Source organism: Acetobacterium wieringae (assembly GCF_026646375.1).
Lineage (GTDB): Bacteria > Bacillota > Clostridia > Eubacteriales > Eubacteriaceae > Acetobacterium > Acetobacterium wieringae_A.
In genome coordinates this window covers 1-15,183 of sequence record NZ_JAIPPU010000029.1, presented here as the reverse complement: position 1 = coordinate 15,183, position 15,183 = coordinate 1, and the positions used below count along the sequence as shown (strand labels likewise).

Below are 15,183 nucleotides of genomic sequence, written 5' to 3'. Positions count from 1 at the left end.
TAGTATACGCTCTATTTGCCATTCTGTCAACTGGTTTTTGAAAGTTTTTTCTTTTCTTTTTAACACTACCACTTTGAGTCCACGCTACGCTTGAATTCTCAACTAATTGAAACACATCCCCTAGAGTTGGGGACGTGTTTTTATAAAGCTGCCATCTTCCAAATCGGCAAAAGCCTGTTTTAATTCATCTTCGGTATTCATCACGATGGGCCCGCCCCAGGCCACCGGTTCATTTAGTGGCGGTGCCGAAAATACTGCAAAGCGAAGGGGCTTATCATCTGCTGCTATTTCAACATATTCACCTTCGCTAAACAGCAAGGCCGATTTCTCGCGATACAACGTTTCTGCTACTACGCCTTGGCCTTCAATTAAAAACACAAATACAGTTTCTCCTTTGGGCGTTGGAACCTTAACTGATTTTCCCGGTTCGACCACTATGTCCAAAATCATCGCCTGAATATGATGGGGTTCAGCCCCTTTAATCCCTTCATAAGATCCAGAGATGACACCAACCTGGAAACCTTCCCCTTTATATAAAGGTATATTTTCTTTTCTGATTTCAAAATACTTGGGATCTGTCATTTTTTCGGATTTGGGGAGATTCAGCCACAACTGGAAACCTAACATTCTTTCGCAAGCTTGAGGCATCTCCTGATGGAGAATCCCGCTACCCCCAGTCATCCATTGAGAGCAGCCGGATTCGATGGCCCCCTTATTTCCCAGGCTGTCCTGATGTTCAATCAGTCCTTCAACCAGATAGGTGACCGTTTCAATTCCCCGGTGCGGGTGCATCGGAAAACCCTTGATGTAATCTGGAGGATTTTTAGAATCAAAGGAATCGAGCATCAGGAAGGGATCAAATGCTTTCACGGTCGAATGGGACAAGACCCTAGTCAGATGAACTCCAGCCCCATCCACTGCACTTATGCCCTGAACGACTTGTATGACTTTTCTTTCTTTCATTTTAAATGCCTTCTTTCTCTTTCTTCTTTTTTGGGGTATTTATGATAAGGATTATACCGTATGAAGCTTTATTTAAACGTGTTTGAGTGATAATTTTGATTTTTTGTCGTCAGATGTCTCCTATATAAAAATCTTTCGTCTCAAACGGCTCCTAGAGCTACTGCCGTTAAATGAAGCTATGCAACTCCGTCTCCGCTGTGCTGCGTCTCCGTTTGGGGCTTCGCCCCATAAAAAAATACAGACATAAACATTGATTTTCAAGCTCACTTGAATCAATTTTGTATCTTTACTGCCGTTTACTCGCTCATGCGGCACTTCGGCTCCGCTGCACTACGCCTATGTCGCGTCAGTCACCAGATGGCTCCTTCCTAAAAATATTAAAAATAGAGACCAAAAAACAAATAAATTTGCTCTTTGATCTCTATTTTTAATATTTTTCGCCGCATGGCTCGTTGTTTCGCGCAAAAAAAGTCCCGCAACGTCCTATCCTCCCAGGCAGTTACCCACCAAGTACTTTCGGCGCTGGAAGACTTTACTTCTGTGTTCGGTATGGGAACAGGTGTGGCCCTTCCGCCATCGTCGCGAGACTCGTTTAGCTTTGTTTTAGGCGATTGAAAATCATCTGAAACGAATAGGTTCAATGGAGCGTTAGCGGTTGAACCGGCTAAACTGTCCATCAATTCTTTCTAAAATCCTCTACTTCTTAATAAAAGATTTTTGAAAGAATTGGTGTTCCTTGTTCCTACTTGCTATCTATATTCAGTTTTGTTTATTTCAATTTGATCATTATACGTTATCCAGTATAATTTGTCAAGCCTTTTAGGATTTTTATTTTCCCATCATTTCCTGGATCAACATTTGCGCTTTTACAACGCTCTTTTCCGCCTCATATGAAGTGTCAGCTCTAAAAATGCACTGCGTTTGTCCCAAATCATTCTGATAGATAACCACCAGTTTATTTTTCGATGCTTTTTCATGATCTGTTTTATCTTTTTTGAGTTCATCTTTGAAACAGGTCTCCCACCAGGCCGGATTTTTTTCAATATCCCATGCTGAAGCAATGGCGACAGATTTAATCTCAAAAAAAGGGATGCTAAATTTGGGACCCATTACGACAAAGTCAATGCCGGCTTCGTGAATTTCCATGGTTCCTTTCAGAGGCTTTTCAAATTCCGGGTAGCCACCCAGATAACTGGCCATCATCGACATTTTTAAATCGGTGGCGTTTTTAGCCCAGAAAAAAAGCTTGCGTTTCGGTTTGGGGTGTTGATCGTTTCTGGCACTATCCGCTTTCCGATTCTGACTTGCCTCATTCTCTTCATTAAGATAGCCGAACATAGCGTTGATATTCTTTTTATTGACACCACGATCATTCATCATGACATTTGAAATCAGTTCCGATCGGACACACACTTCAGTCTTCTGGTCACCCGCCGATTGAAGCTTAATGGTAATCCGTTGGCCATTGGCAGCAAAAATGATTTTTGTGTGAAGAACAACATGGCTTTCTTCTTTATCTACGATATGGTTCTTCAATTCATATTTACCAGTATCAAAAGCCAACAAACGCTCTTCGCATTGGTCTTTTGACTGATTAATAATTCGGGTTTCTTCACAATGCTTTCCCATATCTTTACCCCCATCATCCGATTTAGGATCTGCGTAACGGCGTTATTTTTTTATCTGTTTTTGGATGATTTTTTCAAGTAGCTCAATCAGTTTTGCTTCACAGTATTCAATGGTAAACGGATCTGTTTTTAAAAAATCAAAATAAGTTTTTGAACGCGCTACCGTAATTATCTGAGCCTGGTTGACCAGATCTGCAAAAATGCTGTTTCGTTTGAGATCCAGCTCAAAATTTTCCGGTCTCAAGAAATAGTCCAGATCAATATCAAGGATCAACGACTCGTTTCTGATTTTTTTAAGCGACAATCCAACATTTTTAAACATGTCATCTTTAAGGCTCCCAAACTGGCTTTCCGGAACCAGATAGTGATGTCCCCTTGAATAGACATGTTTTTCCATACAATTGATCATATGGTAATTGCTCAGATAGCCCAATTCCATGGCTGCATTGATATGCTCATCATTACGAATCTGATCCATAACCATTTGGAGACTGTTTAAATTAAGCGGCTCCAGGGTAGACACCATTCTGTTCTGGAATTTTTTCACCAGCTCTGCTTCCCGCTCGGGATCGATGGCCATGGCTTTTTGATAAGCCCATAGCCAGAACGGCGGGTTGGTATCGGGATGATAATCAATACTAACCAGAACCAGCGGCTGTTTTCGGTTTTGAAATAAACGCCCCCAGATCAGTAGCACATATTGATGGTCGTCCACCACCCAAATCTCTTTGCCCTCGATGTTATGACTGCAGGGTTTTAAATTACTATTGTTCCGATTAGCACCCATTTCACCATCGCTAATTCGCATTAATCGATATAGGAACGGATTCGCAATTCTGCCCCAACCGACTGACTAATCCGACGACACGCTTCCTGATCCTCGATGGGAAGGATATCGACAATGGTTAAAACCACCTTGGTATATCTTCCTGCCAGTCGGGCAAACTCCAACAATTCTTCATAGGCATCCTCGAAAACCGGACGGCATAATTCGTCATATTCTTTTTTATTTTTTGCATTTAAACTGATCGACACCACATCAATCGCATCCTTTAAAAGCGGTGTCATATCTTTTTTATAGATCAGGTTTCCATGGCCATTGGTATTCAACCGAATGGGAATGGGATGAATTTTTTTCACTTCCTTGGCGATGGCACAAATTTCATCGAGACGATAGGTTGGTTCACCATATCCACAAAAAACCAGCTCCTCATATTGATCCAGATCCCGCCTTAAAATATCTGCTTGTATTTCTTCTTGCGTCGGTTCGATCTCCAGCCAGAGATCATCAACGCCATTAATTGTCGGTTCATCTTTTCTTACGCAAAACGTACAGGCATTGCTACATCGATTCGTTATGTTCACATATAAAGATTTCCCTAATTCATAGGTAATCGTCATTTTATTTTCCTCCAGAGATTTGTATATCTTTCGTTTTTGCACGTATCCATCATCGTCATAAACACGTATGGGACGTTGAAATCGAAGGGTAAATTATTTTTCCCGCGAATTGCTTTCAAACAAATCTTATAAAAAGTTATCAACATTTTACCATATTTAATTATGATGTCACGTAAAAACATGATTTTCTATGAATATCTCTAATTATTCCCCTTATTGTTGGGAAATATTTAAGCATTCCGGATTTTTAAACAACCCCTAACTCCATTCCTTACTCAGTAAAAAAGCACATTTTCCAATCAACTTAATTGGCAAACATGCTTCCTATGCATTGCTATTTAATTTAGTTTCTTAGAATACCGGACCTACCAGCTTTAAATCACAACCCTCACATGCCCAGTCAAGCCCAATGCCGTTCATTTTACCGCCGCATTGAGGGCAGATGCCCGTACCGCTTTTGGGGTAGGTATATTCAGTCAGTTCCATTTCAACTATTTCCACCACATCAGTCTCAGGTTGTTTTCTAAATTTTTCAATGGTTTTTCGTGACATTTAACTTTCTCCTTTGTATTCGATTAATAATCCTTTTTTCATTATAGACCATCCCTGCTGCCCTTACAAATGATTTATAGGAAAAAATACCGGCCACTTTAAGGATTAATCACGCTTATCGGTTAATAATACCGCTTGCCATTGTTCTTCTTTGAAGCCGATCAGGACGGTATCGGCCAAAATAACCAACGGCCGCTTGACCAACATCCCATTGGTGGCCAGTACTTCAGCCATCTGATCCGAAGTCATTGTTTTGACCTTGTCTTTTAAGCCCAGCTCTCGATAAACCAGGCCACTCGTATTAAAAAACTTTTTGGCATCGCCCGGATATAACTTCATCCATGAAAGCAATTCATCTTTTTCGGGATTCTCATCGACAATGTGCCGTTCTTCCACATCAATTTGATTTTCGGCTAAAAACGTTTTTGCTTTCTGACAGGTTGAGCATTTAGGATAGCACAAAAATAGTGGTTTCATCATTGGTCTCCATTCTTAGATACTGTTTTATTTAAACTTCTGTACCCGGTCATTAGCAACACCATAAGGCAAGGTAACTTCCAGCAGTTTTTTACCGGTATTAAAATCTATTTCTGAAATTGCCACATCACCATCTTTGAGCAACCCCCATCCGATGCTGTACACTTCAATATTATCGCCAATTTTCTGGGCACTACCATAGGCCAAAGTCGTTTTTCCCGGTATCTTGTATTCCTGATAGCTCAAAATCTTCTTGTTGACTTCATCCAGTTTTATTTTGAGCACTCTCGTTTGACCCGTACTTATCGCATTGTCAAACACTGTTAATTCATCTTCGGCGGTGATGGCAATATCCGTTTGACCCGATGTTTTTTGTTCCGGCGACATCCCAAATTCATCACCATTTCCCGATAATTTCCAGATCACATCCCGGGTTTCCCGATCAATTTTCATGATGGTGTTCATGTTTCCAAAAGAAACAATCAGATTATTATCCGTTGGATCTATAATCATCCGATTGAACCCGGCATAATCCGGGCTCTGGCTGGTGGTATTACTGTAATCATGGTCGTTGACACTAAGACCATAAAATTCCGGATGGGAATCCGTGGTAAATTCAAAAACGACCTGATTATCTTTGACTTCCTGGATCAGGTTTCGCACTACCTTTGATCCCATGGTATTCGCACCCAGACCATCTGGCACATTTTGAACCAATACTAATTGTGATGCTTCAACAATATAATGGTTATCCGCAATCAGTATAAAATCCCGGCCATCCACCGGATCACCTTCATTTGTCAATTCACTTTGAGCCAGGGTAATCGTGTCGATTTCCTGATAGCGATCATCCAGGATTACCCGTTCTCCCACCGCATAACAGATTCCATTGCTGTCACCATAAACCCGTTGGTAGCTGTAGCGAACGGTACCATTTTCAAAAACATGTTTCTTGAAGTCCCGATAGGATTCCCCGTTAGCTTGCTCCGGTGATTTTGCGATGTAAAAAACTACCTCACCCTTTTCGTTCAGTTCATACAGCGCTGCTCCACCGGTTGCGACCGCTGCAAAGTAATTTCCATCGTAGCTGCTTGTTCCAGCGGGAATAATTTCGGGAAGCTGAGATGACAGGGTTCTTAAATAAATCACCCGCTCGTCCTTTTCATTGCCCACCTGAATTTTGATGAGTTCGCCTGAAGAAAGCTGATCCAGTTTTAAATCCATGGTTGTGCCCGCTCCGATGCCCTTTCCGTCTATTTTAACGGTGGCACCTACCTCGTTGATTAATTTTATTTTATTTTCAGTGACACTACTTAAGCTGACCGCGTCGTACACTGCATCGTTTTCGGAAAGGGGCAGTTCCACATTAAAACCGTTGATTTCAAAGCTCAGCGTTTTGTCTGACATCAGAGTATTATCCCGCCCTGCGTAGGCCAGGGTAAAGCTGACTAAAATAATCAGTAGCACCGCTGCACTTACTGATGCAATAAGAAATTTACTTGAATTATCCATAAATTCATCTCCTTCTGATCCCCAATCATTTCATATACCGTTTTTATTAAAATACGCCTTTGTATCATAAGCATACGAATGATTCTATCACACCTATTTTAAATTTTCATGTGATCTCGTTTGACATTTTAAATAGACTCGCCATCCATTCATCAGACTATTGTAACGCATTCCCACAAAAAGGTAAAGGCCTGGTCGTTTCGTGAACGTACTGACATAAAAAATCCCCACCTTAATTTAAAGATGGGGTGATTGCCTTTGAAATAATGTCAACAAATAATTTCTGCCAGCTCATCCACATTGATGTTATAAAAACCCTGCTTAATATCACATTGTGCGATGGCTTTTTTAATGCTTTCTTTTTCATAATCCGCGCCGATCAGAGCATTACTCAGAACCGAGATGTCAATGGTTCCAAAAAAATCACCATAGATATGACAATCAGTTATCTTTCCCTTATTGACATCCAATTTAAATTCCATTTTTCCACCATCAAATCGACCGGTTTTGGTGATATTGAACTTCGGAGATTTGCCATAGTTCCACTCCCAGCTGGCAAACTTTTCTTTCGCAATGGCCTTGATTCGAGCCAGATCGGCATCCGTCAGTTGATAGTGCTCTTTTGATCCTTGCATAATGCTATCAACCATCAATTTTTTGAAGGTATCCGTATCAATCGGTTTCTTTAAATGATCGGAGATGTTCGTTACCCGTTCCTTAACCGACTTTATCCCTTTGGAGATAATTTTATAATCATCTACCGTCAAACACTTGACCATCTGTTCAAAATCGGTATTGAATAACAGTGAGCCATGATGCAGGGTATACCCATTTAACATGCACTGCGCATTCCCGGAAAACTTTTTACCCTGAATAACCAAATCATTGCGACTATTAAATTCAGCCGGAACATCCAGTTTTTTTAAGCCCTCAATTACCGGGCCAATATATTTGCTAAAATCGATGCTTTCAGACTGACCTCTGGTGATAAAACTAAACTGCCAACCGCCCATGTCCGTATAGATGGTTCCGCCGCCGGTAATGCGACGCACTACCTTAATCCCATTTTCTTTGGCATAATCCTGGTTGATTTCTTCGATGGTATTCTGGTACTTACCAACCATCAGGGTTGGTTCAGTTCGCCAGAAGATAAAAATCTGATCCTCAGGCAGCTTTTTCTCGGTAATCAGGTAATACTCCAATGCAAAATTAAAAAAAGGATCTGTGGAATTATTTTCAATATAAATCATTGTTTTTCCCTTCCTTAAGTGCCTCTTCTGCCCGGTAGGAACTGCGCACCAGAGGACTACTGGCAATATAGTGAAACCCCTTGGCTTTTCCAATTTTTTCATATTTTTCAAATTTTTCCGGTGTTACATACGCCTTTACCTCAATATGGTGTGGTGATGGCTGCAGATATTGACCAATGGTAAAAATATCGCAACCGACTTTCAGGCTGTCGTCCATGACCTGGTAAACCTGTTCATCGGTCTCTCCCAGTCCTACCATAATCCCCGTTTTTGTTTTAATATGAGGCGCCTGTTTTTTGACATACTCAAGCACCGCCATCGATCGATCTTAGTCCGCTTCCGGGCGAACCACCGAATAAAGTTCCCGGACCGTTTCCACATTATGATTAATCACATCCGGATTAGCTGCAATAACAATATCCAGGTGCCGCTGCACTCCTTGGAGGTCGGGAATCAGCACCTCAATTGAAACCTCGGGGTTTAGCTCCCGAACCGCCCTGATGGTATTGGCAAAATGTCCGGCGCCACCATCCTCCAGATCATCCCGGGTGACACTGGTAATCACCACATGATTTAAATCGAGTTCCTTAACCGCTTCAGCCAAATGCTGAGGCTCTTTAGGATCAACCGGTTCCACCATCCCACTGGTTACATTACAGAAACGGCAGTTGCGGGTGCAGGTTCTTCCCAGGATCATAAAGGTAGCTGTCTTTTTTTTATAACATTCTCCCAGATTCGGACAATTGGCTTCCTTACAAACCGTATTTAGTTGCAGTTTAGCCATCAGCCCGCTCACTTCTTCGACAGCCGCTTTATTATAGCTGACCTTTAACCATTCTGGTTTCTTTTTCATTTTGTCCCCTGGTCAATCGCAATTGATAACTGCAATTATTTCTTCGGTTTTAATTTCATCGCCTGCTTCAAAAAAAACTGCTTCTAAAACCCCGGATTCCATGCTTTCAACCTCGCTGACGACCTTTTCCGTTTCAATTTCGAAAAGCACCTCACCCTTTTCGACCATCTCTCCCACTTCTTTGTTCCAGGACGCTAATACCCCCGATTCCATTTGTTCGCTTAACTTTGGCATTTGAATGTTTTTTTTCATTTTAATTTCCTCTCATTTTCACTTTATTTTCTCTATAAAAAACAAGCTGTTAATGCATCCAGTTCGATATTTCCGACCAAACCGGTGCTGCTCAGTTTTTTTAAAATTTCCTGATAGCCATAACGCCCCCCGGTCAACGCCTCCTGAATCTCAGCGTTAGCCAATCCATCCACCATCACTTGACACCCGGTAATTATTCCTTTACTGATTTCCAGTTTAACCGCCACCTTTTTTGATTGACGGTCTTTATCTGAAACCTGACTTTTCTTTTCAAAATGAAATTTGGGTGATAACCCATAATTCCATTCCCACTGAGAATACTTTTCTGCGACTAACACCCCAATGGCCGCGATATCTGCATCATTGAGACTGATTCTTTCAAAACCATCCGGAAAAAGATTCTTAAGTAATTGCTCCTTAAAATCATCCAGCGATAAAGACAGATCGCCCAGATGTTTTTTGATATTGGTCACATCACTTCTCACCGATTTCACTGATTTGGATGTAATTTTACCTTCGGTCGGTTTCAGCAGTTTTTTAAGGAGGCTAAGGTCCGAATCGTAAAGCAGGGTACCGTGGTGTAATACCCGCCCCTTTTTGATCGTTTGTGCCGATCCGGAAATTTTCTGTTCACCTATGGCAATGTCGCTATTGCGTCGTTTAGCTGCCGGTATTCCCATTTTATTTAAAGCACTGATCATCGGCGTTAAAAATTGATCGTAATTGGAAAATCCCTCATCCTGACTGGTAATAAAAGAATAATTAAGATTCTGCTCATCATGAAAAACCGTCCCACCGCCGGTATTCCGCCTGGCTACCTGGATCTCCGATTTTTCCACAGCTAATAAATTTATTTCTTCAAAAATATTCTGATGTTTACCCAATACGATACTATCATGATTTTTCCATAAGATTAAATAATCCGTATCCATAAAATTTTTGAAGAGATATTCTTCCATGGCAAGATTAAAATAAACGTCTGTACTCGTACTGTCGATAACTTTCACACAGCTGCTCCTTTTCGTATTTTTTTAATTTTAACGAATTTAATCATTTTTCTGTGTCCTGATTGATCTGCCGTTACCCGGCAAACTCATTGATATGCTTCTAGATCTGTAATTTTTATTCTACCTAAGATCGGCTCTATCGTCTACTTTTATTTGATCATCTTTCTGGCCTTTTAATTAAACTTCATTATTTTTTACATTTTTGTTGTTTCAACAATTGAACCATCTGAACGCAGTGTGTACTTCGATCCTGACCCCCTGTGGCATCTGCAAACCGTCTCGTTAAAACAAGACCAAATCATCAAAGCCAGAGTTTAGCGATAATCGTCGCCGCTAAACACTGGCCTATTTCTTTACTTTTCTTTTTTAATTCGTTTTTACGATTTTCAAACTTAATGTCAGCCCGCTACTGATTAACCTGTTACGATATCTCGCCGTTTTAACCAGGTAATGGCAAATAGACAAAATCCCGCTATAAAAATGACGCAGGCAATCAGAAAGGAAAATTCACCCACCGCCATCGGTGCCGCCGGATCATTGGCCCGCATCCCCAGGGTGATTAGGGCATAAGGAAAGTAAAGCCCATAGCCTTGAGATAGCAGTGCCAACCCGGCGATCCCGCCCATCAGAGCAATCCCCACCGGTACAGCAAAGCTGCGAATCACCAGTGATAAACTCAGCTGCAAAGCGCATACCACCATGCCACCCAAGGCTCCAAACAGCAGCCAGACCGGTAATTCTGATGGAATCGGTCCTGCAAGCCCCGCCAGGAACCCGGAAAGGATAAACAAAAGTCCGATCCAGATCTGGGTTAAAATCACCATTAACCAACCCATCATCAGTTTCGCTATAAATATCGGTGTTACCGGAACCGGAGCGGTCATCATCGCATTCCAGTTATGATTGGCATGTTCCAGCCGAAACAGATAGGACGCATAGATTCCAATCAATACCGGTAGGAAAAAATAACAGGCAAACAGGGTATGCTGGGTCCACAGGCTGTACCACTCATTTTCCAGTATGCTCAGGTTGTTGAGATAATTGAAGGTTCCCATAAAGGCCGGAATAATGGGAATCAGTAAAAAAGCCAGCCACACCGGACTGTGTCGCATCTTAATCATTTCTGCTTTTAAAGCCCGAATTAACATCGCTCAGACCTCCCTTCTGACAAATAAAGTCTGACCGATGCCATAAATCAGCCCAAAGAAAACCAAAATCAGGCCGAGTCCCGGCCAATCAATGGCCTTCCAATAAAAATCAGTGGCTCGGGTGATCGGATCCCAATTCATGCCAACCTGCATCAGCACGCCGTAATAACTCCACAGAATCAGTTTTTGAAAGCTCTGGGGGAAAAACATGCTAAATAGGCCGATAAAACCGCCAACAAGTCCCAAGGTCATCGGCACCATCTGATTGGCAACGAGCATTGAGACCCCCTGTTGAAAGACATAAATAGTCAGACTCACCATCAGGGTAAACAACAGATACCCAACCAGCGCCCCCCAGGGCACTGGCCCGCCAAAATGCAGAACGACGCCCATTCCGATCATAATTGCCAGCTGTCCCAAGGCGGCGCCAAGCATATAGATACTGCCCCAAACAAATTTAGCCGCAAAAATCCGCTTGGTCGGAATAATGGTTTCCAACAGCTTAAAGGTTTGACCCTTATGCTCCACATCGCTAAGACGGGAAGCCACCACTGCAGCGATCACCGGCATGATGATGCAATTAAGCATCGGAAACTGGTAGAGAAAAAACATCCAACCCTGGGCCAGATCATTGGCATCCTTGTTGGAAATAGCCCAGCCTGCCCAGAGCAGTTGAACCGCCATCATTATCGCCACAACCAGCCAGATCTTGCGGCCCTTTGCTTTTAAAACCTCCATCCCAATTGCGGCGCTCATAAACTCACCGCCGTTCCAGTCAGCTCCAGGAAAATATCCTCCAGGCTTTTTTTACGTTCTTCAATCCGAACTAAACCAATATTATTCTGTCCCAGCGCCTTACTGATTTCGGCCATCATCGTATCTTTCATCTGGGGGATGATCAGATAATCATCCTCGGCTTCCCAGACCACACCGTTCTGACTAAGAAATGCTTTGGTCACCTCATTATTTAAGGTTCGCACTGCCAGATGCTGTTGACTGTACTGATGGAGCTTGGTCAGGCTGTCCTGATAAACCAGCTCGCCTTCCCGGATAATCCCCACCCGGGTGGCCAGCTGATCAATCTCACTTAAGAGGTGGCTGGAGACCACCACGGTCATTCCAAATTTTTGCGGCAGTGACTGAATCAACTCCCGCATTTCCGAAATCCCAGCCGGATCCAGCCCGTTGGTGGGTTCATCCAGAATCAACAGTTTGGGATAACCCAACAAGGCACTGGCCAGCCCCAGACGCTGTTTCATTCCCAGCGAATACTGATTGACTTTTTTGTGCTGCTGATTCTCCAGCCGGACAATTTTTAGAACGTCATTAATATTCTGTTCTGGCACTCCCCGCAGGGTTTGAAAGATCCGCAGGTTTTCCTCGCCGGTTAGATGTCCGTAATAGCTGGGCGACTCTATCAACGAACCGACATTTTTAAGATTTTCCAGGCGGTTTTTGCTATTGACCTGTTTTCCAAATACGGTGATCGCCCCTTCAGTGGGCTTGGCCAACCCCAGAATCATCTTAAGTGTTGTCGATTTCCCGGCGCCATTGGGCCCCAGGAAACCATAAATCGCCCCTTCCGGAACCTTCAGATCGACATCCTTGACCCGATAAACACCGCCATATTGTTTGCTGAGACCCTCGGTCTCGATAATATTGCTCATACTCCGCACTCCTTCTTTTTTCGATACCTTTATGATAGCTCATGAACCTTACGGCGGGTTGTCTCCGGCCTTACAATTACCTTAATTTTGATCGGATCTGCTATCGCCAACTAATTTTTCAGGTATAATAACGAAGAGGTGATTCGGATGAAAACAATCTTTGACGCAAAACTTCTGGTTGTTGATGACGAACCGGAAATTATTAATTTATTAAAAACAATCCTCCAGCAGGCGGGCTTTTCTCAAGTAATCAGTGCCGAAAACTGCCGGCAGGCGCGGGCGCTTTTTGCTTTAGAAAAGCCCCATGGGGTTATTTTTGATGTGACGCTACCGGATGGTGATGGGTTTTCGCTGATGCAGGAGCTGCGGCAGCAGTCAAATGTGCCAATGCTTTTTTTGTCAGCCCGGGATGAGGACGAAAACCGGCTGATGGGCCTGGGGCTGGGTGCCGATGATTATATCACCAAACCCTTTTTGCCCCGGGAGCTGGTGCTACGTTTAAGCGGAATCCTGCGGCGGGTTTATCAGCCGCTTTTAACGCAGTCGCAAACAGATGATACGTTGGTGTTGGGAACAGTAACTGTCCATTTTAATAGCGGCATCGTAAAAACACCTACTGGCGAAAAAACCCTGACCGCCAAGGAGCACGCCCTGCTGAAAAAGCTCTGGGAAAACCAGGGCCATATTGTCACGGCAGACAGTCTCTGCCGCAGCGCCTGGGATGATGATCTCTATGGTTATGAAAATACCCTGATGGTTCACATCCGGCGGCTCCGGGAGAAAATTGAGGTGGATCCTTCCCAACCCCGATACCTGCTGACTGTCCGAGGTATGGGGTATAAACTGATCGGGGAAACCAGGGCATGAAAAGTCTACGCAACATCATCACCCGTTCAATTCTTCTAACTGCCGCCACTGCCCTGCTTCTGGTCGCCATCAATATAGCCTTTATTACCAACTGGATGTTTAAATACTCTGGAAGTCAGCCCCTTAAATATGCCATCGCTGACATTTCTGATGGCCTCTTAAGCGTCGATGGCGCATATACACTAAGTGCCACTGCCACCGCCCAGATGGATGCACAATATGCCTGGGCAATGCTGATTGACAAGGATGGTCAGGTGATCTGGGATAAAAACCTTCCCGAAAACATTCCCCGGCAGTACACACTTACCGATGTTGCCTCCTTCAGCCGTTGGTATCTCAACGACTACCCGGTCTCCGTGTGGGAACATCCCGACGGTTTGTTAGTTTTAGGTGACCCTAAAAACAGCATCTGGAAATACAACATTACCTCCACCGAAGATACCATTTCCCATATTCCCGGTTTGCTGGCCGGTTTTTTGATCCTAAACGTGTTGTCGGCGCTGGCACTGGCCTTATTTCTCGGACTATGGCTTTACCGCAAGCTGAAACCCCTGTATAACGGCATTACCGCCCTGCCTAAAAAAGAACCCCTGACACTGCCAACCGGTGGTGTCACCGGGGAAGTGGCAAGGATTCTCAATGAAACATCGGTGATTCTCAGCGAGCAGGAAAAACAACTGGCTCATCGGGATCAGGCCCGGACGGAATGGATTGCCGGGGTTTCCCACGATATCCGTACCCCGCTATCGATGGTGATGGGCTACGCCAGCGAACTGGAAAACAACCCCAGCCTGCCCACCGCCGAACAGAATCAGGCCCGGATTATCCGTCAACAAAGTCAACGGATTAAAACGCTCGTCAACGATTTAAACCTGGCCTCCAAACTGGAGTACAATGCCCAGCCGATGGAGCTGACTCCGGTTTCACCTGCCGCGTTAATCCGGGAGGTGGCAGTGGATTTTATCAATGATGGTCTCACTGCACCCTACACCCTTTCCGTCGATGTGACCGAAGAAACCAACCGCCCCATTTTACTTTGCGACCAGGCTCTGATTCGCCGGGCGCTGACCAACCTGATTGACAACAGTATCCGGCACAATCCCCGGGGCTGTGAAATCCGGCTTTCGGTGACCCAATCGACGGATGGTCTGGTACTTAAAGTTAGTGACGATGGCAAAGGCTATCCCCCTGAACTTTTGGAAAATTCAGGGGGATTGGATGAATCGCACGTATTGGGAAATCACGGTTTGGGGCTGATCATTGTCCGCCGGATCATGAAAATTCATGGCGGGAGCGTTGGTTTTAAGAATCTGCCCGATGGGGGCTGTGCGGCTTCACTTGTTTTTATTTCTTAATATAATTTACTCAACTTTCCCAGCTCTAAAAATCAGCTGTGACTTAAAATAACACCCTTTGTAGCTTCTAAAAAACAGAAGTTGACAAAAAATGCACCCCACTCTGATATAATGTAGATGCAAACCAAACAAAAATCAGACAGAGAAGGTGCATACCACTATGATTTAACCACAACACCCCCACCTGATTTATATCGTAAGCGATTAATAACAAGGTGCCTTACATCTAGAATAAATCCATGAGATAATAG

The 15,183-nt window shown here is 43.6% G+C and carries 15 protein-coding genes, 1 rRNA gene and 1 pseudogene; 2 read left to right on the top strand and 15 right to left on the bottom strand.

Annotation, left to right across the window (positions count from 1 at the left end; translation table 11 throughout):
* Positions 1–120 precede the first annotated feature (120 nt).
* The 15 genes and pseudogenes from Q7P33_RS17290 to Q7P33_RS17220 all read right to left on the bottom strand — a co-directional run bounded on the left by Q7P33_RS17290 (position 121) and on the right by Q7P33_RS17220 (position 12,710).
* Complete coding sequence (locus Q7P33_RS17290) at positions 121–963, bottom strand: pirin family protein (protein WP_303871986.1); 843 nt, start codon at positions 961–963, stop codon at positions 121–123.
* A 470-nt stretch (positions 964–1,433) separates the two neighbouring features.
* Positions 1,434–1,550 (bottom strand): 5S ribosomal RNA (gene rrf, locus Q7P33_RS17285).
* A gap of 241 nt (positions 1,551–1,791) precedes the next feature.
* Entirely contained in the window at positions 1,792–2,592 is an 801-nt protein-coding gene (locus Q7P33_RS17280; RefSeq protein ID WP_303871985.1) for a hypothetical protein, read from the bottom strand.
* A 42-nt stretch (positions 2,593–2,634) separates the two neighbouring features.
* Positions 2,635–3,399 carry a UPF0489 family protein gene (locus Q7P33_RS17275; RefSeq protein ID WP_303871984.1) on the bottom strand — a complete coding sequence of 255 codons (765 nt, stop codon included), beginning with the start codon at positions 3,397–3,399 and terminating at the stop codon, positions 2,635–2,637.
* The gene (locus tag Q7P33_RS17270) at positions 3,399–3,992 is read right to left on the bottom strand and encodes a TatD family nuclease-associated radical SAM protein (protein WP_303871983.1); all 594 of its coding nucleotides are present in this window, start codon (positions 3,990–3,992) and stop codon (positions 3,399–3,401) included. Before Q7P33_RS17270 ends, Q7P33_RS17275 begins: the two co-directional genes overlap by 1 nt.
* Before the next feature lie 351 nt (positions 3,993–4,343).
* The gene (locus Q7P33_RS17265) at positions 4,344–4,544 is read right to left on the bottom strand and encodes a hypothetical protein (RefSeq protein WP_303871982.1); all 201 of its coding nucleotides are present in this window, start codon (positions 4,542–4,544) and stop codon (positions 4,344–4,346) included.
* Between the two features lie 105 nt (positions 4,545–4,649).
* Positions 4,650–5,021: an arsenate reductase family protein gene (locus tag Q7P33_RS17260; RefSeq protein WP_303871988.1), complete on the bottom strand. Its 372-nt coding sequence runs from the start codon at positions 5,019–5,021 to the stop codon at positions 4,650–4,652.
* Between the two features lie 27 nt (positions 5,022–5,048).
* Complete coding sequence (locus tag Q7P33_RS17255) at positions 5,049–6,533, bottom strand: arylsulfotransferase family protein (RefSeq protein WP_303871981.1); 1,485 nt, start codon at positions 6,531–6,533, stop codon at positions 5,049–5,051.
* Positions 6,534–6,802: 269 nt separating this feature from the next.
* Positions 6,803–7,783, bottom strand: a complete 981-nt coding sequence (locus Q7P33_RS17250; protein ID WP_303871980.1) for a lipoate--protein ligase — start codon at positions 7,781–7,783, stop codon at positions 6,803–6,805.
* Positions 7,770–8,636: pseudogene (lipA, locus tag Q7P33_RS17245) on the bottom strand (lipoyl synthase). Before lipA ends, Q7P33_RS17250 begins: the two are co-directional and overlap by 14 nt.
* A 12-nt stretch (positions 8,637–8,648) precedes the next feature.
* Complete coding sequence (locus Q7P33_RS17240) at positions 8,649–8,888, bottom strand: biotin/lipoyl-containing protein (protein ID WP_303871979.1); 240 nt, start codon at positions 8,886–8,888, stop codon at positions 8,649–8,651.
* 32 nt (positions 8,889–8,920) lie between these two features.
* On the bottom strand, positions 8,921–9,895 hold the full coding sequence (locus Q7P33_RS17235; RefSeq protein ID WP_303871978.1) for a lipoate--protein ligase: 975 nt from the start codon (positions 9,893–9,895) through the stop codon (positions 8,921–8,923).
* Between the two features lie 413 nt (positions 9,896–10,308).
* The gene (locus Q7P33_RS17230) at positions 10,309–11,043 is read right to left on the bottom strand and encodes an ABC transporter permease (protein WP_303871977.1); all 735 of its coding nucleotides are present in this window, start codon (positions 11,041–11,043) and stop codon (positions 10,309–10,311) included.
* 3 nt (positions 11,044–11,046) lie between these two features.
* Positions 11,047–11,799: an ABC transporter permease gene (locus tag Q7P33_RS17225; protein WP_303871976.1), complete on the bottom strand. Its 753-nt coding sequence runs from the start codon at positions 11,797–11,799 to the stop codon at positions 11,047–11,049.
* Positions 11,796–12,710 carry an ABC transporter ATP-binding protein gene (locus tag Q7P33_RS17220; RefSeq protein WP_303871975.1) on the bottom strand — a complete coding sequence of 305 codons (915 nt, stop codon included), beginning with the start codon at positions 12,708–12,710 and terminating at the stop codon, positions 11,796–11,798. The genes Q7P33_RS17225 and Q7P33_RS17220 overlap by 4 nt, the downstream gene beginning before the upstream one ends.
* A gap of 147 nt (positions 12,711–12,857) precedes the next feature.
* Between Q7P33_RS17220 and Q7P33_RS17215 the strand changes: the two genes are divergently transcribed.
* Entirely contained in the window at positions 12,858–13,577 is a 720-nt protein-coding gene (locus Q7P33_RS17215) for a response regulator transcription factor (RefSeq protein ID WP_303871974.1), read from the top strand.
* Positions 13,574–14,932 (top strand): sensor histidine kinase KdpD, encoded by a 1,359-nt coding sequence (locus tag Q7P33_RS17210; RefSeq protein WP_303871973.1) that lies wholly within the window; start codon positions 13,574–13,576, stop codon positions 14,930–14,932. The genes Q7P33_RS17215 and Q7P33_RS17210 overlap by 4 nt, the downstream gene beginning before the upstream one ends.
* Positions 14,933–15,183 lie beyond the last annotated feature (251 nt).